The organism is Bhargavaea cecembensis (assembly GCF_000826125.2).
GTDB lineage: Bacteria > Bacillota > Bacilli > Bacillales_A > Planococcaceae > Bhargavaea > Bhargavaea cecembensis_B.
The window spans coordinates 1,390,551-1,408,397 of the sequence record NZ_LN651373.1 but is presented as its reverse complement, the minus strand read 5'-3'; the positions used below and the strand labels follow the sequence as shown (position 1 = coordinate 1,408,397).

Sequence of the window (17,847 nt, the reverse complement as noted above, 5' to 3'; positions counted from 1 at the left end):
GGAGCAGGTGAACCGCCACAGCGGCACGGATTACGACATCCGGCCGACCCTCTTCCTCGAATTCCACGGCAATGAAGCCGGCCTCGCGCAGGACATCGCCTTCTGCAGGGAAATCGTCGATGAGCTCGGCTGCGAACGGATCGATTTCGAGACCGACACCGAAGGCCGGAACCGGCTGTGGGAAGCCCGGCACAACCTTGCCTACGCGTACATCCACGGACATCCCGGCCGGAAGATGATGGTCACGGACGTCTGCGTTCCGATTTCGGAACTGGCCGGCGCCGTCCATCACGCCCGGGAGTCGGTCGACCGTCTGGGGCTCATCGGCGGCATCACCGGCCACGTCGGCGACGGCAACTTCCACATCATTCTCATGATTGACATGGATGATGCAGAAGAAGTCCGAAAAGCGGATGAGCTGAACGAAGACATCGTGTCGTATGCGCTTGACCGGAACGGAACCTGCACCGGCGAACACGGCGTCGGGATCGGCAAACAGAAATACCAGGCACGCGAACACGGACCGGCCCTTCTTGCCATGCAGGCCATCAAGCGCGCGCTTGACCCGGGCAATATCATGAACCCCGGAAAAGTCATCGATTTGAAACAGGAGGGATCCGACTGATGAAACTGCTCGAAACGATCAGCTCATTTGCAGGGAAATACTTTGCCTTCTTCGTCATCGCCACGGCGATGACCGCTTACTTCATCCCGGACGCATTCACCCGGTTCGGCGCCTATATTACGATCCTCCTCGGCGTCGTCATGTTCGGGATGGGGCTCACGCTGAAGGCGGCCGACTTCAAAGTCGTCTTCACCCAGCCGGTCCCGGTCATCATCGGGGTCCTCGCCCAGTACACCGTCATGCCGCTTGTCGCATTCGGGATCGCCTATGCGCTGCGGCTGCCGCCGGAACTCGCGGCGGGCCTCGTCCTCCTCGGCTGCGTGCCGGGCGGGACCGCATCCAACGTCATGGTCTACCTCGCCAAAGGCAACGTCGCGCTGAGCGTCGCCATGACATCCGTCTCGACGCTGCTCGCCCCGGTCGCCACTCCGGCGATCCTGCTCCTTCTCGCCGGCCAGTGGCTCCCGGTCGACGCAAAATCGATGTTCCTGTCGATCTTCCAGGTCATCATCGTCCCGATCGCCCTCGGCCTCATCGTCCAGCGGTTCTTCCCGCGGGCAGTCGAGAAGAGCATCTCGGTCGTCCCGCTCATCTCGGTCGCGGCCATCCTGATCATCGTCTCCGCCGTCACCGCGGCCAACGCCGGAAACGTCGCAGAAGCCGGATTCATCGTCTTCCTCGCCGTCTTCCTGCATAACGGATTCGGACTCCTGATCGGCTACCTCGCGGCCAAAGCGATGGGACTCAGCGAAAACGACCGCCGCGCCATCTCCATCGAAGTCGGCATGCAAAACTCCGGCCTCGGCGTCGCCCTCGCCACCGCCCACTTCAGCCCGCTCGCCGCACTCCCGAGCGTCTGGGGCGCCATCTGGCACAACATCTCCGGCCCGATCATCGCCACCATCTGGTCCAAGAAACCCGCCTCTACGGAAGCCCGCGGTATGGGAAGTGCTCCGGCAGGCGGGGCAGTTGCCGGGGAGTGAAGTGATTCGGGAGTGTGAGTGTGATCGGAGACGCCCGCGAGTGTCATCGAAAGCCGCGCGAGTGTCAACTTGCCCGGTGAAAGTTCACACCCACTACATGAAAGTTGACACCCATCCTGCCAAAGTTGACATTCGCCGCTCTGAAGTTGACACTCACCCGGATGCCCCTGTTGCACTTCACCAGGATTTTCGCCGAGTGTCATCGGAAGGCGGCCCAGTGTCATCGGAAACGTCCCGAGTATCATCGGAGGGCCCGCAAGTGTGATCGGAGCGCAACCTGGACATCCGGCACCCGCGCCTCTCCTCATTCAAATTTAAAAGACACGCGGATGTCCGCGTGTCTTTTCCTTATTTCATTCCATCATGTCCGCCAGGTATTCAAATGAGCGCAGGCGGTCTTTGAAGTCGTAGGCGACGGTGTTGATGATGAGTTCGTCGGCCTGTGTGAGTTCGATCAGCGACCGGAGGCCTTCCCGTACCTTGTCCGGCGTTCCGATGATCGTCGTTTTCGGGTCGAGGGCCCGGAACACGTACTGCTTTTCGGTCGGTGTCCAGATCCCGTCCATCGATTCGACCGGCGGCTTCACTTTGCCGCGTTCGTCGCGGATGATCGAGAGGAACTGCTGGAAGTGGGTTGTGGCGAGATGGTCGGCCTCTTCCTGGGTTTCGGCGATGATCACGTTGGCACCCGGCATGGCATGCGGATTCGCAAGCTGGTCGGACGGCTGGAAGCCGCTCCGGTACAGTTCAAGCGCCGGGATCAGGTAGCCGGGCGCGAAGTGGCTTGCGAAGGAGAACGGGAGTCCTTTCTGGGCAGACAGCTGTGCGCTGAAGCCGCTGGAGCCGAGCAGCCAGATCGGAATGTCCTGTCCGTCTCCCGGATAGGCGCGGACCCGCATGTCTTCTCCGCCCTTGAAATAGGCCTGCAGCTCGGTCACTTCGCGGGGGAAATCATCGGCGCTGCCGTTGCGGTTGCGGCGGAGCGCCCACATCGTCGGCTGGTCGGTCCCCGGTGCGCGGCCGAGCCCGAGATCGATCCGGTCCGGATACATGGCATCAAGCGTGCCGAACTGTTCCGCGACGATGAGCGGCGCATGGTTCGGCAGCATAACCCCGCCGGAACCGACCCGGATTTCCTTCGTTTCTCNCCCGCCTCTACGGAAGCCCGCGGTATGGGAAGTGCTCCGGCAGGCGGGGCAGTTGCCGGGGAGTGAAGTGATTCGGGAGTGTGAGTGTGATCGGAGACGCCCGCGAGTGTCATCGAAAGCCGCGCGAGTGTCAACTTGCCCGGTGAAAGTTCACACCCACTACATGAAAGTTGACACCCATCCTGCCAAAGTTGACATTCGCCGCTCTGAAGTTGACACTCACCCGGATGCCCCTGTTGCACTTCACCAGGATTTTCGCCGAGTGTCATCGGAAGGCGGCCCAGTGTCATCGGAAACGTCCCGAGTATCATCGGAGGGCCCGCAAGTGTGATCGGAGCGCAACCTGGACATCCGGCACCCGCGCCTCTCCTCATTCAAATTTAAAAGACACGCGGATGTCCGCGTGTCTTTTCCTTATTTCATTCCATCATGTCCGCCAGGTATTCAAATGAGCGCAGGCGGTCTTTGAAGTCGTAGGCGACGGTGTTGATGATGAGTTCGTCGGCCTGTGTGAGTTCGATCAGCGACCGGAGGCCTTCCCGTACCTTGTCCGGCGTTCCGATGATCGTCGTTTTCGGGTCGAGGGCCCGGAACACGTACTGCTTTTCGGTCGGTGTCCAGATCCCGTCCATCGATTCGACCGGCGGCTTCACTTTGCCGCGTTCGTCGCGGATGATCGAGAGGAACTGCTGGAAGTGGGTTGTGGCGAGATGGTCGGCCTCTTCCTGGGTTTCGGCGATGATCACGTTGGCACCCGGCATGGCATGCGGATTCGCAAGCTGGTCGGACGGCTGGAAGCCGCTCCGGTACAGTTCAAGCGCCGGGATCAGGTAGCCGGGCGCGAAGTGGCTTGCGAAGGAGAACGGGAGTCCTTTCTGGGCAGACAGCTGTGCGCTGAAGCCGCTGGAGCCGAGCAGCCAGATCGGAATGTCCTGTCCGTCTCCCGGATAGGCGCGGACCCGCATGTCTTCTCCGCCCTTGAAATAGGCCTGCAGCTCGGTCACTTCGCGGGGGAAATCATCGGCGCTGCCGTTGCGGTTGCGGCGGAGCGCCCACATCGTCGGCTGGTCGGTCCCCGGTGCGCGGCCGAGCCCGAGATCGATCCGGTCCGGATACATGGCATCAAGCGTGCCGAACTGTTCCGCGACGATGAGCGGCGCATGGTTCGGCAGCATAACCCCGCCGGAACCGACCCGGATTTCCTTCGTTTCTCCTGCAAGCTTGCCGATCAGGACGGCCGTCGACGAGCTGGCCACGCCCGGCATGTTATGATGCTCGGCGAGCCAGTACCGGTTGAATCCCCACTTCTCCGCATTCTGGATCAGCTCCACGCTGTTGCCGATCGCATCGGCGGTATCGTGGCCTTCCGAAATCTGGACGAGGTCGAGAATCGAAAGGGGAATTCCATCAAATTTCCTGGCGTTTTCTCGGATGAGCATGTGAACCACTCCTTTTCTGTCATCCACATGATACCGCTCCCCTGAGCCGGGACGCCAAGAAATTGTCTCGGCCTGCTCACACGGCCGGATAAAACCGTCCGGCAACCCGGATGCATACCCCTCTCTTTTGTTGAAGCGAAATTTAGCCTGGAACGAAAAACGTTATCTTTATCCGGCGGAACGTTGCTTTTATTCGCAAAAACGTTATCTTTATCCGCTGAAGCGTTATCTTTATCAGGAGAAGCATTGCTTTTATCCTCGCCACTCAACACCCGGCCGGCTGCGCCTCTATCTACAACGCCCGCCTCGTCACTTTCTTCCCGTCGCAGGAAAAGCAAATGTTCCTCGTCTCCACGACGGTCTCGAGATGGACGGTGCGCCCCCAGAGCGTGTGGATATGCGGCAGCACATGCTCCAGGTACGGGAGGTCGAGCTCGACGCCTTCATACCGGTGGATGAGGTAGAGCTCGCCGTTCCTCAGGTAGTCCCCGTTCTCGACGACGAGATACGGGAAGCCGCCGTTCACCCTCATCGAAATGAGCCGGTCCCTCACCGCGCGGGCGTCTTTGTCGGTGATGCGGTATTCGGGCCCTTTTTTCCCGAATACGTACAGGTCTTCGCTTTTGACGAGATCCTCGGTCAGGTAGTTCCGGATGAACGACGTGTCGGACTCGATCTCCCGGACCTCAAAAAGCTTTTCCCTTCCCCGTCCCGGCTCATATCCGCGCTCCTTCAACGTCTCATCGGGATGGTCGTATCGCCGCTCGATGTCTTCAAAGATCTTCAGGCCGAGCAGGTACGGATTCACCGACGTCGGCGAAGCCTGGATGACCCCCGCGTTGAGCTTGGAGTATTCGATCGTCTCGGACGGCGTGAGGTCCAGTTCCCGGAGGATCCGCTGGTGCCAAAAGGTCGCCCAGCCTTCATTCATGATCTTCGTCTCGAGCTGCGGCCAGAAGTAGAGCATCTCCTCGCGCATCATCGTAAGGATGTCGCGCTGCCACTCCTCCAGTTCCCGGCTGTGCCGGAGAATGAAGAGGAGGATATCCTTTTCCGGAGATTCGGGGAGCCGCTTCCTTTGCGGAATGGCCGGTCCGAGCGCCCGCTCGTTCCGGCTGTCCAGCTCCCACAGATCATCGTACGGCGAAGTCCGTCTCCGGGCCGGCCCGCCTTTCCCCTCAGGTTCTTTCGCGGCGATGAGGCTCGGATCCACATGCTCCTGGATGGCGAGCACGGCGTCGAGGAACTTCTCCACCGCTTCCTTTCCATATTCGATTTCGTAATCGGCGATCCGCTCGGCGGTCGCGGCCATGCTCTCGACCATGTCGCTCCTCGTGTTCGAGAACCGGATATTGTTTTTGAAAAAGTCGCTGTGGGCCAATACGTGCGCGACGATCAGCTTGTTCTGGACGAGGGAATTGGAATCCAGCAGAAACGCATAGCACGGGTCCGAGTTGATGACCAGCTCATAAATCTTGCTCAGCCCAAGGTCGTACTGGAGCTTCATCCGGTGGAACTGCTTGCCGAAGCTCCAATGGTTGAAACGGGTCGGCATCCCGTATGCCCCGATCGTATAGACGATCTCGGCGGGACAGATTTCGTACCGCATCTGATAGAAATCAAGGCCGAACCCTTCCGCAATTTCCGTGATCTCGCCGATCGCCCGCTTGAGCGTCTTCATGTCGGTCATCCGCCCACCACCGCCTCCCCGGCCTTGAAAAAGCCTTTCAGTGCATGATAGACATCCTTTTTCTCCTTCAGGACATAATGACGGAACTTCGGATCCTCGATCGACCGGTAGGCACTCAGCAGCGTCGAATACCGGCTGTGTTCATTCACTTCCCCGTAGCCGAACATCTGCGACATGCCGAGGAGCTCATCGATCAGGCGGAGGCACTCTTTGTTGTCCGAAGTCAGGTTCTCCCCGTCCGAGAAATGGAACGGATAGATGTTGTAGCGGGACGGGCTGTACTTCTCCCCGATCAGCTCGAGCGCCAGCCTGTAGGCGGACGAACACCGCGTGCCCCCGCTCTCCGCCTTCGTGAAGAACTCTTCCTCCGTGACGACCTTGGCTTCCGTCTGATGGGAAATGAACTCGATCTCGACGCTCTGATACTTTGTCCGAAGGAACCGTGCAAGCCAGAAGAAGAAGGACCGGGCGATATACTTTTCAAAAGTGCCCATCGAGGCGCTCGTGTCCATCATCGCGATCACGACCGCCTTTGACTCCGGCCGCCGGACCTCATCCCAGGTCTTGAACCGCAAGTCATCATCGATGATCGGCGCAATCGACTTCCTGCCGTCGATCGCGTTCCGCTTGAGCGCCGAAAGGATCGTCCGCTTTTTATCGAGGTTCCCGATCAAGCCCTTTTTGCGGATATCATTGAACGTGATATGATCCGTGACGATGTCCGCCTGCTCTTTCCGCTCCAGATTCGGCAGCTCCATCTCCCTAAACAGCGCCTCCTCCAGCTCCGCGACGGAAACCTCCGCCTCGTAGATGTCTTGTCCGGGCGCGTCCCCCGCTTCCTTCCCGCCCTGCCCTTTGCCTTGCGACTCCTTGCCGAGCACATCCCCGACCTTCGAATCGCCCTTGCCCTGGCCGACGTGCTGCGACTTGGAATGATTGTACCGGATCTTATATTCATCGAGCGACCGGATCGGAATCTTCACTACCTTCCGCCCGTCCGACATGACGATGCTTTCCTCACTGATCAAATCCGGCAGATTGTCCCGGATCGCTTCCTTGACCTTGTCCATATGCCGCTTCTGGTCCTCATGGCCTTTCCGGTGGAGGCTCCAATCTTCCTCTGAGACGACTGACCGACCGTATTCTTCCGCGTTCATGCCCCACCCGCCTCTCTGCATGACAGTTTCCATTATCATATGCAGCAGCGGACGGCCGCTTGACTCCTTTTCGGAAGGCGGCGGGTTTCTGTCAAGGGGGCGGACGGCGGGCCGGCAGAAAGATTCTCTTGGTTAAAGCAGACCGATACCACGCGCTGGCAGACATGTGCGGTGCGCTGCCAGACGGATGCGGCCGGTTAACAGACCGATTCGGCCGGCCGCCGGGAGCCCCGGCCGCGTGGATCGATCGGGTCACGACGTGAATAGATCGAATCGGCCTATGAATAGATAGAATCGCTCCGTGAATAGATCGAATCGTCATGTGAATAGATCGAACCGGCCTATGAATCGATCGAATCCGTAATACCGCGAGAAAAGCCCGCCCTCAAAAAGGACGGGCGGGGATCAGCGGTTAAGCAGGCTGCCGACATACCGGAGAAGGTCGTTCGCCGAGACGGTGTTGTAGCCGTAGTCGTCGATGAGCCGCACGACGACTTCGTTGATCTTCTTCAGCTGTGACTCATCCGGCGTGGCGGACGACGTGGTGATTTTCACAACATCCTTCAGGTCGGCGAACAGCTTTTTCTGGATCGCTTCCCTCAGGCGGTCGTGCGACTTATAGTCGAACCGCTTTCCTTTGCGGGCGTATGCGGAGATCCGGATGAGGATCTCTTCACGGAACGCCTTTTTGGCATTTTCCGAAATGCCGATCTGCTCCTCGATCGACCGCATGAGCTTCTCATCCGGCGGCAGCTCCTCGCCGGTGAGCGGGTCGCGGAGCTTGTTTTTATTGCAGAAGGCTTCGACGTGGTCGAGATAATTGTCCATGAGCGTCTTCGCCGATTCCTCATATGAGTAGACGAACGCCTTCTGGACTTCTTTTTTCGCGATATCATCGTACTCCCGGCGGGCGACGCCGATATAGTCGAGGTAGCGGCTCCGGTCCTCCTCAGAAATCGATGCGTGGTCCGTCAGCCCGTCCTTCAGCGAGCGCAGCACATCGAGTGCATTGATCGACGGCACGTCTTTCCGGATGATCGACGAAGAGATCCGGTTGATGACATACCGGGGATCGATCCCGCCCATGCCTTCGTCCGCAAATTCCTGCCTGAGCTCCCGAACATCCGCCCGGTTGTAGCCTTCGACGCTCTCGCCGTCGTACAGCCGCATCTTCTTCACGATGTCGGCCCCCTGCTTCCGCGACGGCTTCAGCCGGGTGAGCACCGAGAAGATCGCCGCCACGCGGAGCGCATGCGGGGCGATGTGGACGTGCGCCATGTCGCTCTCCGAGATCATCTTCCGGTAAATCCGTTCTTCTTCCGACACTTTCAGGTTGTACGGCACCGGCATGACGATGATCCGGGAATGGAGCGCTTCGTTTTTCTTATCGGAGATGAACGACCGGTACTCGGTCTCGTTCGTGTGCGCGACGATCAGTTCATCGGCACTGATGAGTGCAAACCGGCCGGCCTTGAAATTCCCTTCCTGAGTGAGTGAAAGCAAATGCCAGAGGAATTTCTCATCGAGCTTCAGCATCTCCTGGAACTCCATGATCCCGCGGTTCGCTTTGTTTAATTCGCCGTCAAAGCGGTACGCCCGCGGATCGGATTCGGATCCGAACTCGGCGATCGTCGAGAAGTCGATGCTGCCGGTCAGGTCCGCGATGTCCTGGGACTTCGGGTCGGACGGCGTGAACGTCCCGATGCCGGTCCGTTTGTCCTCCGAGAAGAAAATCCGCTCGATCGGCATATCCTCGATCCGCCCGCCGTAGTCCTGCTCAAGCCGCATCGAGTTGAGCGGCGACAGCGAGCCTTCGATGCGCACCCCGAACTCCCGGTGAAAATCGTCTCTTAGGTGCATCGGGATCAGATGAAGCGGATCCTCGTGCATCGGGCAGCCCTTGATTGCGTACACCGCACCTTCATCGGTATGCGAATAGGCCTCCAGCCCCCGCTTGAGCAGCGTCACGATCGTCGACTTCCCCCCGCTCACCGGCCCCATCAGCAGCAAAATCCGCTTCCGCACATCCAGCCGCTTGGCCGCCGGGTGGAAATACTCCTCCACGAGCCGCTCGATCGCTTCGTCCAGCCCAAACATCTGCTCCCCGAAGAACCCGTACCGCTTCACCCCGCCCACTTCCGTGACACCATGGCTGCGGATCATATTGAAGACGCGCGAATGCGCGCTCTGAGCAACTTCCGGCCGTTCCTTCACAATCTCCAGATAGTCTGCAAATGTTCCTTCCCACTTCAGACGGTCCTCTTCTTCCCGGTGGCGTCTTGCCCTCTCCAGGATGTCCATCCGATTCGCCTCCCGTCAGCGCTTCATTTCTAACAACCTATGCGCGGGACGGGCATGTCATACGGAAACGGAAAGGAAAACGGCAGACGGAAAATCCGCCTGCCGATGGGTGATGCCTATTATGCGCGTTGCGATGACACTCGGACACGTTGCGATGACACTGGGGCCTGCTGCGATGACACTCGCGCCCTCTCCGTGACACTCGGGTGCCTTGCGATTACACTCGCGCTTGTTCCGATAACACTCGGCCCCGCACCACATTGCGATAACACTCGGGCCTGCTCCGATGACACTCGGGCGTGTTGCGATAACACTCGCGCCCTCATCCCCTCGGGTCACTCCCTCACTCATACTCCTTCTCAAACGTCTTCGTGCTTCTCACGGTGTCGATGTGCCGCACGTGAGCTTCGATCTGCGGGCGTTTGGGTTCGAGGAATGGCGGGAGGGCGAGTTTTTCGCCGAGGGTTTCGTATGGTTCGTCTCCCATGAAGCCCGGGCCGTCGGTGGCGAATTCAAACAGGATGCCGGGGGTGACCCGGGCGTAGAGCGATTCGAAGTAGAACCGGTCGACGTATCCGGATGTGTTGAATCCGAAGCTGTCCATGCGTCGGATCCAGTGTTCCAGCGCATCCCGGTCCTCCACCCGGAAAGCGGTGTGATGGACGGTCCCGTAGCCTTGGCGTCCGCGGGGCAGAACGGCGTTGTATTCCACGATGACGCGGGCGCCGTTCCCTCCTTCGCCGGCTTCGAACAGGTGAACATCCCCGTCGGCTGCGATTTCGTTCATTTCCATCACGTCTTCGAGCACTTTCTTAATATAGTCAAACTCCGACACGCGCAGGACGATCGGGCCGAGGCCGGTGACGGCAAATTCAAGCGGGACCGGGCCGTCCTGCCACGGGATGCCGGGCGCCACGCCGCTGTCTTCTTCATCGGAGACGAATTGATACAATTGCCCGTCGAAGTCGCTGAACGGGAGCACATTCCGGTCGAATTGCCGGAGGATTCCGCCGTGGTCCACGCCGAGCCGGTCGAACCGCTTCACCCAGTAGTTGAGTGCCGCGTCGCCCGGCACGCGGAAAGACGTCCGGTGAATTTCGTCTGTCCCGTGCGTTCCCTTCGGAATCCCCTGGAAATCAAAGAACGTCATGTCCGTCCCCGGATTGCCGCGGTCGTCCGCGAAAAACAGGTGATACGTTCCGATATCGTCTTGGTTCACGGTTTTTTTGACCAGCCGCATCCCGAGCACGTAGGTGAAAAACTCATAATTCTTCTCGGCGGAGCTTGTGATGGCGGTGACGTGGTGAATGCCCTTCAATCGATTCATGAAATTGCCTCCCGATTTTATCTTGATTTCAAGATAATTATACGTCCATTCCGCTTTCCCTGCAATTGTTTCGCTTCTTAATATTGAATTTCCGGGCGCGATGCTTCATCATTAAGCGTATGACCACTATCGAAATGAAGGATCAAAATATGGAAGAATCCCAACTGAACGAGCAGCCCATGAACGACGACAACATCACCCGCATCCAGCTCGGTGACAAGGAGCTCATCCTGATCGGCACCGCCCACGTGTCCCGCCTCAGCGCGGAACAGGTCAAGGAAGTCATCGAGCGCGAACAGCCGGATACCGTCGCCATCGAGCTTGATGAGCAGCGCTACCAGGCCGTGACCGGCGGGAATAAGTGGAAGGAAACAGACATTTTCAAAGTGATCAAGGAGAAGAAGGCCTCCCTTCTCCTCATGAATCTCGCCATCTCCTCGTTCCAGAACCGGATGGCGAAGCAGTTCGATGTGACGCCGGGCGCCGAGATGATCCAGGGAATCGACTCGGCAAAGGAAACGGGGGCTGAGCTCATTCTCGCCGACCGGAACATCCAGACGACGTTCTCCAGGATTTGGGGGAACCTCGGCGCGGGCGGCAAGGCGCAGCTCCTCACGTCGGTCATCGCCAGCATCTTCAGCCGGGAAGAGATTTCCGAGGAAGAAATGGAAAAGATGAAATCCCAGGACACGCTGAACGCCGTGCTGGCAGAATTCACCGAGTCGTTCCCGAGGCTGAAGACGCCGCTCATCGACGAACGAGATCAATACCTGGCGGAGAAGTTGCGGACCGCCCCGGGCAAGAAGATCGTCGCCGTCCTCGGCGCGGCCCACGTCCCGGGCATCTCCCGGGAGATCCATAAAACCCACGATCTTGAAACACTCAACGCGAAGCCGCCGAAGCCGGTCTGGCCGAAAGTCGTCGGCTGGGGAATTCCGCTCCTCATCATCGGGATCATCGCCTACACGTTCATCCAGAACAGCGACGTCGCGATGAACCAGATGCTCAGCTGGCTTCTCTGGAACGGTTCGCTCGCCGCACTCGGTACGATTCTCGCGAAGGGCCACCCGCTCGCCGTGCTGACCGCGTTCGCCGCCGCTCCGTTCACTTCGCTCAACCCGCTGCTCGCGGTCGGCTGGTTCTCCGGACTCGTCCAGGCGTACTTCAGCCGTCCGAGCGTCGGTGATTTCGAAAAACTGACCGAGGACGTCCTGAGCGTTAAAGGCTTCTGGCAGAACAAGGCGACGCGGGTTCTCCTCGTCGTCGTCCTTGGCAACATCGGGAGCTCGCTCGGCACGTTCATCGGCGGCGCCGACGTCATCCGCTCGTTTTTCCAGCATATTTTCTAAACACGAAAACCGGACAGGCGATACAGCCCGTCCGGTTTTTTCGTGCAATGAAATTGATGCCCGTTCCCGTAAAGTTGACACCGGGGCTCGGATGATGACACTCGGGCGGGAAATGTTGATACCCGAGCCCTGAATGATAACACTCGACCCCGAAATGTTGACACTCGAGCCCGAAACGATAACACTCGCTCCCGAAATGTTGACACTCACACTTCCGCCGATGCAAATTCACGGATTGCCTCAAGGAACGGCTCGCCGTATTTGGCGAGTTTGTTCTCACCGACGCCGTGGACATCAAGGAAGCTGTTTTCATCGAGCGGCCGCCGGGCACACATGTCCTTCAAGGATTTGTCGGAGAAGATGACGTACGGCGGGACGCCCGCTTCGTCGGCGAGCCCTTTCCGCGCTTCACGCAGCTTCTCGAACAGCGGGTCGGCGTCGCCGATCGCTTGGGTGACGACCGCCTGTTTGCGGGTCACTTCCCGGTTGCCCATGAGCACGTCCTTGCCGGCCGCGGTCACGAAGATGGTCGGGAACTGGCCCTGACTCACGCCGATCAGGTCCTGGGAGATCATGAAGTCGATCAGGTTCGTCGCTTCTTTTGCGCTGTAATCGCTCTTCAGGATTCCGTACGTCGAAAGCCCGTCGAAGCCCATGTCCTTCACTTTCTTGTTCACCGAGCCGGTGAGCACCTGGGCGGTGATCGCCTTGCCGAAGCGCTGGCCCATCCGGATGACGCATGACAGCACTTTCTGCACGTCTTCGGTCACGTCGGTGCTTTCGCGAACGTCGGTGCAGTTGCCGCAGCGGCCGCAGTCGCATGCTTCCATGTCGCCGAAATGGCGGACGATGAACTGCTGGAGGCAATTTTCGGTATGGCAGTAGTCGACCATCGCCTGGAGCTTTTCCAGTTCGCGGCCGATCCCGTCACGGTCTTCCGACTGATCGATCAGGAACCGCTGGGTCTGGACGTCCTGCGGCGAATAAAGGACGATGCACTCACCCGGCAGGCCGTCGCGCCCCGCACGCCCGGCTTCCTGATAGTAGCTTTCCATGTTTTTCGGCAGCTGGTAATGGATGCAGTAGCGGATGTTCGACTTGTCGATCCCCATGCCGAACGCGTTTGTCGCCACCATGATGCGGGCCTCGTCGTTCAGGAACGCTTCCTGGGCGAGCCTCCGCTCATCTTCCGGCAGGCCGGCATGGTACTTCGCGACCGGCAGCCCGGATTTCCGGATGGATTCATACAGGGCGTCGACCGTCTTGCGCGTGGCCGCATAGATGATACCGGATTCCTCGGCGTTCTTCTTGAGAAAGTCGCGCAGGAACTTCCCGCGGTCCTGTCCCCGGATCACGGAAAAGGCGAGATTCTCCCGCTCGAATCCCGTGAGGACCGTATTCTCTTCAGGCAGGCGGAGCTGCCGGCAGATGTCGGCGCGCACTTCAGGCGTCGCCGTCGCGGTCAAGGCGAGGACGACCGGCTGATCCGGCAGCACGTTGACGACGTGGCCGATCAGCCGGTAGCTCGGCCGGAAATCATGCCCCCACTGGGAGATGCAGTGCGCTTCGTCGACCGCGACGAGCGGGATGTCCATCATCATGAGGTCGTTCAAGAAGTATTCCGAATCAAGCCGCTCCGGCGCGACATACAGGAGTTTGTATTCCCCGGCCCGCGCGCGCTCCATCGTCTCGCGCAGTTCATCCAAAGACAGCGTGCTGTTCACGTAGGCGGCCGGGATGCCGGCTTCGGTCAGTGCGTCGACCTGGTCCTTCATCAGCGAGATGAGCGGGGAGATGACGAGCGTCGTCCCTTCCCGAACAAGCGCCGGCACCTGGTAGCACACCGATTTCCCGCCGCCGGTCGGCATGACGCACAGCGTATTTTCGCCGCCGAGCACCTGGCCGATCACCCGCTCCTGCCCGGGGCGGAACGACGGGTAGCCAAAGTACGTATTCAGTTGTTCAAGCGCTTGCTCCAGCATTGCTGACACTCCAATCAATTCTTGAGGCGGTCCAGAAACTCGCGGACCGCCCTTCTGTTGTTTAATATGAAGACTTTCTGATCCGGCCTGAGCCGCCCGAGCCTCTCGAGGACGGCCGGCCGCTTGTCCCTCCGGTAATTCCACACCCACCGGACAAACTCCGGATCGAGGCGTTCCGGGCAGTCCCGCTGCATGTCGGGACGGGTTTTCCCGTGCCAGCGGATGCGCCGCTTCACGATTCCGAGCAGGCATACCCACGTCGGCATATCAAGGAAGATGACCGTGTCTGCCCGCTCCAGGCGCAGATCCATCGTCGCCCCGTAATTGCCGTCCACAATCCAGCTCTCCCCGTCAAAGAGGCCGCGCTGGATCTCCCGCTGTTCCTCCCGCGTCGTGAGCGTCCAGCCCGGCTTCCACAGCAGCGCATCGAGATGATGCACCTCGATCCCGAGCCGGTCCCCGAGCTCCCGGGCGAGCGTCGACTTGCCCGCCCCGCCCGGACCGATCAGCATGATCCGGTTCATCCGCCGTCCCCCAATCTTGCATTCTACCTTCCATTATAGCGCATCCCGCCCCCGCCTTCCCGGGTAGACTTTCGGAAATGAATAAAACCGGCCGGCCCGGTGCGGTGGACGGCCAGCTAATTAACGTTTTGCCTTGGCAAATTAACGTTTTGGCTTAGCTAATTAACGTTTCGCCTTGGCTAATTAACGTCTCACCCCAGCTAATTAACGTTTGACTCCAGATACACAACGCTTCTCTCGAGATAAACAACGTTTCTCAAAAGATAAGCAACGTTCCGCCCGAGATAAACAACGTTTCCCCCGCGATACACAACGTTCTGCCATACTCCGCCTCTCCATGCGCCACTCCACAATAAAAAGCACCGGTTTCCCGGTGCTTTCCAGTCAATGCGCGATGCCGCTCCGTTGTTCGGAGAGGCGCGCGATCGTTTCTTCGTATTCGGTGTACAGCTTTTCCACGATCTCCGCGACGGTTTCCCGCCCGGTGACGTTTGTGACGCCCTGGCCGGCGGACCAGGCGTCGCGCCAGGCTTTCACTTCTTCCTCGCCGGAGAAGTTCAGTTTCCCGCCGCCGTCCAGGTCATTCAGGTCCACGCCCTGCTTGGCCAGCGACGGGGCGAGGAAGTTCGCATGGATGCCGCTGATCTTGTCAGTGTAGACGACGTCCTCGATCGTCGAGTCGATCACCATTTGTTTGTAGTCGTCGAAAGCCGCACTTTCTTCCGCCGCGAGGAACCGGGTGCCGATGTACGCATAGTCGGCGCCCATCGCCAGGGCCGCTACGACGTCCGCGCCGGATGAGATCGCACCCGACAAGATGATTTTCCCGTCGTAGAACTTCTTCACCGCGGACACGAATGCGAACGGATTGAGCAGGCCGCCGTGACCCCCCGCGCCCGAGCAGACGAGGATCAGACCGTCGACTCCGCTCTGCGCCGCCTTTTTCGCGTGCTTGATATGGGCCACGTCCGAATAGACTTTGCCGCCGTAGGCATGCACGACTTCGGTCACATCCCCCGGGTGGCCAAGCGAAGTGATGACGATCGGCGGCTCGTATTTGCGGATCAGTTCCAGGTCGTCCGCGTACCGCTGGTTGGCTTTCTGATGGCAGATGAAGTTGACGCCCCACGGCTTGTCGCCCAGTTCGTCCTTCACCCGCTGCAGCCATTCCGCGCACGCCGACACCGGCCGTGCATTCAGCAGCGGGAACGTCCCGATGACGCCCGCCTTCCCCGATTCGATGACCATCTCCGGAGTCGACACCAGGAACATCGGTGCGACGATGACCGGCAGTTTCAGCATATCCCCCACCCCTTCTCATTGTTCAAAATAAAGAAACTTCTTCCTCCCATTCTCCGGTTGCCGGAACGGTCTGTCAAGAGATAAAATGAATGAACGTTCATTCTCTTCACTTGGCAAAAGAAACCCAACCTTTGCGCCGTCAAAAAACGGACATGAAACTGTAACCATTTCAGGTACCCATTTTCCTATGAATCAAACACATTTTCTTATATAATGGGCTTATTCTGTTGAAGGAGATGGTGCGGTTTTGAAGCCGGTTTCCAAAATTACCTCTAAAGTTTTCCTCGTCACTGCGCTGCTCGTATTGGTGAGCGCGGCCGCAGCCTGGTTCGCCTTCGGCTACGAGCGGACAACGGACGTGTCGTTCGCCAAAATGCAGGGAATCATCCAGGCGGCCGATGGGCAGGAGATGACACTCACCGAATCGTCCGGCGGCACACTGGTCCTCCAAACATCGGACGGGAAGTACTCCACGAACATCCCGCCGAACAGCCAAAGTGTAGAACAGCTCGTCATCAACAATGACGTCGCCTATGAATATTCCAAGCAGAACACCGGAGACCGGCTTCTTCTTGTGATCGTTTTCGCAGCCATCGGCACGACCCTGTTCGTGCTGCACCGGAAAGGCAAGCTCGGCGTCGCCTCTTCCATGAAACAAAGCGCGGCCAAGTCGACTCCGCTCCCTGACATCACACTCGATGACGTCGGCGGCATCCCGGATGAAATGAAGGAAGAGATCAGCCAGGCCCTGGCCGTCATCAAAGACCCAAAAGGCGCCGAACAGGTCGGACTGACGCCGCCGCGCGGCATCCTGCTCTACGGACCTCCGGGAACCGGGAAGACGCTCCTCGCCCAGGCGATCGCACACGAAATCGGCGCCACTTTCTTCTCATCAAGCGGTGCGGCGTTCACCGAAATGTTCGTCGGTGTCGGCGCCTCGCGCGTCCGCACCCTGTTCGACAACGCACGCAAGCAGCGGCCTGCCGTCATCTTCATCGACGAGATCGACGCACTCGCCGGCAAGCGGAAACCGCACGGCGGTGAGGAATCCGAGAAGACGCTCACCGAACTTCTCGTCCAGCTTGACGGCGGCAACGACAACGAAGGCATCCTGTTCATTGCGGCGACCAACCGGAAAGACATGCTCGATGACGCCTTCCTCCGCCCGGGCCGGATCGACTTCGAATTCCAAGTTCCGCTTCCGGACACCCAGGGACGCCGCGAGATCATCGACATCCATTCCAAAGGCAAAGTGCTCGCCCCGGACGTCATCGCCTCGTTCGACCGCCTGGCGGAAAGCACATCCGGCTTTTCCGGCGCGGAACTGAGCTCCCTCTTCTCCATGGCGAGCCGCCGCGCACTCCGGGACGGCCGGACCGAAATCGCATCCGAAGACATCGACTTCGCGATCGACCGGACGATCCTCGGTTCAACCGCCCGTGCACTCAACGAGCCTGAAACGAAGCGCCGCGTCGCGATCCACGAAGCGGGCCACGCGCTCGTCCAGGCACTCACGAACCCGGGCTCCGTCCGCAAAGCGACGATCATTCCGCGCGGCATGGCACTCGGCTACGTGGCGCCGCTCCAGAAGGAACTGCATCTGTCGACCGCGAGCGAACTGCTCGACCGCATTTCCATGATCCTCGCCGGCGGCGTCGCCGAACGGATCCACCTCGGCGAACACTCGATCGGCGTCGGCGGAGACGTCCAGCAGGCGAAAGATCTCCTCGAGCAGATGGTCGACACCGGCCTCCTGCAGGATGAGTTCCGGCTCACCTTCAACAAAGGCGAAAAAGAAGCGAAAATGCAGGAACTGTTCAATGAAGCCCTCGAAATGGCCGAACTGCTCATCAAGGCACACCCCGCCGAATATGAGCGGCTCGTCCAGGCGCTGACGAAATACGAAACCCTCGACGGTTCGGAAATCCAGGACATCGTCGGCCACAAAAAAGTGGTGCGCGACGATCTCGTTGCCATGAAGGCATAATCAAACAGGCAGAGAAAACCATTCCGGTTTTTC

At 59.3% G+C, this 17,847-nt stretch carries 13 protein-coding genes; 4 read left to right on the top strand and 9 right to left on the bottom strand.

Annotation, left to right across the window (positions count from 1 at the left end; all coding sequences use genetic code 11):
- Both BN1189_RS16180 and BN1189_RS12405 read left to right on the top strand, forming a co-directional pair.
- A partial coding sequence (locus tag BN1189_RS16180) for an FAD-binding oxidoreductase (RefSeq protein WP_040228524.1) occupies nt 1–625 on the top strand: 625 nt, incomplete at its 5' end.
- Nucleotides 625–1,608: a bile acid:sodium symporter family protein gene (locus tag BN1189_RS12405; RefSeq protein ID WP_040228514.1), complete on the top strand. Its 984-nt coding sequence runs from the start codon at nt 625–627 to the stop codon at nt 1,606–1,608. The genes BN1189_RS16180 and BN1189_RS12405, both read left to right, overlap by 1 nt.
- Before the next feature lie 353 nt (nt 1,609–1,961).
- Here BN1189_RS12405 and BN1189_RS12400 read toward each other — a convergent pair whose 3' ends face one another.
- The 6 genes from BN1189_RS12400 to BN1189_RS12375 all read right to left on the bottom strand — a co-directional run bounded on the left by BN1189_RS12400 (nt 1,962) and on the right by BN1189_RS12375 (nt 10,670).
- Nucleotides 1,962–2,828: an LLM class flavin-dependent oxidoreductase gene (locus tag BN1189_RS12400; protein WP_257125454.1), complete on the bottom strand. Its 867-nt coding sequence runs from the start codon at nt 2,826–2,828 to the stop codon at nt 1,962–1,964.
- Between the two features lie 347 nt (nt 2,829–3,175).
- Nucleotides 3,176–4,195, bottom strand: coding sequence for an LLM class flavin-dependent oxidoreductase (locus BN1189_RS12395; protein ID WP_040228513.1), 1,020 nt, complete (start codon nt 4,193–4,195; stop codon nt 3,176–3,178).
- A 292-nt stretch (nt 4,196–4,487) separates the two neighbouring features.
- Complete coding sequence (locus BN1189_RS12390; protein ID WP_040228512.1) at nt 4,488–5,885, bottom strand: SpoVR family protein; 1,398 nt, start codon at nt 5,883–5,885, stop codon at nt 4,488–4,490.
- Nucleotides 5,882–7,042 carry a sporulation protein YhbH gene (gene yhbH, locus BN1189_RS12385; protein WP_040228510.1) on the bottom strand — a complete coding sequence of 387 codons (1,161 nt, stop codon included), beginning with the start codon at nt 7,040–7,042 and terminating at the stop codon, nt 5,882–5,884. Before yhbH ends, BN1189_RS12390 begins: the two co-directional genes overlap by 4 nt.
- A gap of 405 nt (nt 7,043–7,447) precedes the next feature.
- Entirely contained in the window at nt 7,448–9,343 is a 1,896-nt protein-coding gene (locus BN1189_RS12380) for a PrkA family serine protein kinase (protein ID WP_040228509.1), read from the bottom strand.
- 343 nt (nt 9,344–9,686) lie between these two features.
- Nucleotides 9,687–10,670 carry a ring-cleaving dioxygenase gene (locus tag BN1189_RS12375; protein ID WP_040228507.1) on the bottom strand — a complete coding sequence of 328 codons (984 nt, stop codon included), beginning with the start codon at nt 10,668–10,670 and terminating at the stop codon, nt 9,687–9,689.
- A 179-nt stretch (nt 10,671–10,849) separates the two neighbouring features.
- On the opposite strand from BN1189_RS12375, the gene BN1189_RS12370 reads away from it, so the two are divergent.
- Nucleotides 10,850–12,019, top strand: a complete 1,170-nt coding sequence (locus BN1189_RS12370; RefSeq protein ID WP_040228521.1) for a TraB/GumN family protein — start codon at nt 10,850–10,852, stop codon at nt 12,017–12,019.
- A 206-nt stretch (nt 12,020–12,225) separates the two neighbouring features.
- Here the strand turns inward: BN1189_RS12370 and recQ are convergent, their stop codons facing one another.
- From recQ to BN1189_RS12355, 3 genes are all read right to left on the bottom strand, one after another.
- Nucleotides 12,226–14,001 carry a DNA helicase RecQ gene (recQ, locus tag BN1189_RS12365; RefSeq protein WP_040228506.1) on the bottom strand — a complete coding sequence of 592 codons (1,776 nt, stop codon included), beginning with the start codon at nt 13,999–14,001 and terminating at the stop codon, nt 12,226–12,228.
- A gap of 14 nt (nt 14,002–14,015) precedes the next feature.
- A complete protein-coding gene (locus BN1189_RS12360) occupies nt 14,016–14,525 on the bottom strand; it encodes a DNA topology modulation protein (protein WP_040228505.1) in 510 nt (169 codons plus the stop codon).
- Between the two features lie 384 nt (nt 14,526–14,909).
- Nucleotides 14,910–15,827 carry an NAD(P)H-dependent flavin oxidoreductase gene (locus BN1189_RS12355; RefSeq protein ID WP_040228504.1) on the bottom strand — a complete coding sequence of 306 codons (918 nt, stop codon included), beginning with the start codon at nt 15,825–15,827 and terminating at the stop codon, nt 14,910–14,912.
- Between the two features lie 247 nt (nt 15,828–16,074).
- Here BN1189_RS12355 and BN1189_RS12350 point away from each other — a divergent pair, with 247 nt between their 5' ends.
- Nucleotides 16,075–17,814 carry an AAA family ATPase gene (locus BN1189_RS12350; RefSeq protein ID WP_040228502.1) on the top strand — a complete coding sequence of 580 codons (1,740 nt, stop codon included), beginning with the start codon at nt 16,075–16,077 and terminating at the stop codon, nt 17,812–17,814.
- Nucleotides 17,815–17,847: the final 33 nt, after the last annotated feature.

Coding starts and splice junctions, on each gene's coding strand:
- BN1189_RS12405 (WP_040228514.1), top strand. CDS start 625: ATGAAACTGCTCGAAACGATCAGCTCATTTGCAGGGAAATACTTTGCC.
- BN1189_RS12395 (WP_040228513.1), bottom strand. CDS start 4,195: ATGCTCATCCGAGAAAACGCCAGGAAATTTGATGGAATTCCCCTTTCG.
- BN1189_RS12390 (WP_040228512.1), bottom strand. CDS start 5,885: ATGACCGACATGAAGACGCTCAAGCGGGCGATCGGCGAGATCACGGAA.
- yhbH (WP_040228510.1), bottom strand. CDS start 7,042: ATGAACGCGGAAGAATACGGTCGGTCAGTCGTCTCAGAGGAAGATTGG.
- BN1189_RS12380 (WP_040228509.1), bottom strand. CDS start 9,343: ATGGACATCCTGGAGAGGGCAAGACGCCACCGGGAAGAAGAGGACCGT.
- BN1189_RS12375 (WP_040228507.1), bottom strand. CDS start 10,670: ATGAATCGATTGAAGGGCATTCACCACGTCACCGCCATCACAAGCTCC.
- BN1189_RS12370 (WP_040228521.1), top strand. CDS start 10,850: ATGAACGACGACAACATCACCCGCATCCAGCTCGGTGACAAGGAGCTC.
- recQ (WP_040228506.1), bottom strand. CDS start 14,001: ATGCTGGAGCAAGCGCTTGAACAACTGAATACGTACTTTGGCTACCCG.
- BN1189_RS12360 (WP_040228505.1), bottom strand. CDS start 14,525: ATGAACCGGATCATGCTGATCGGTCCGGGCGGGGCGGGCAAGTCGACG.
- BN1189_RS12355 (WP_040228504.1), bottom strand. CDS start 15,827: ATGCTGAAACTGCCGGTCATCGTCGCACCGATGTTCCTGGTGTCGACT.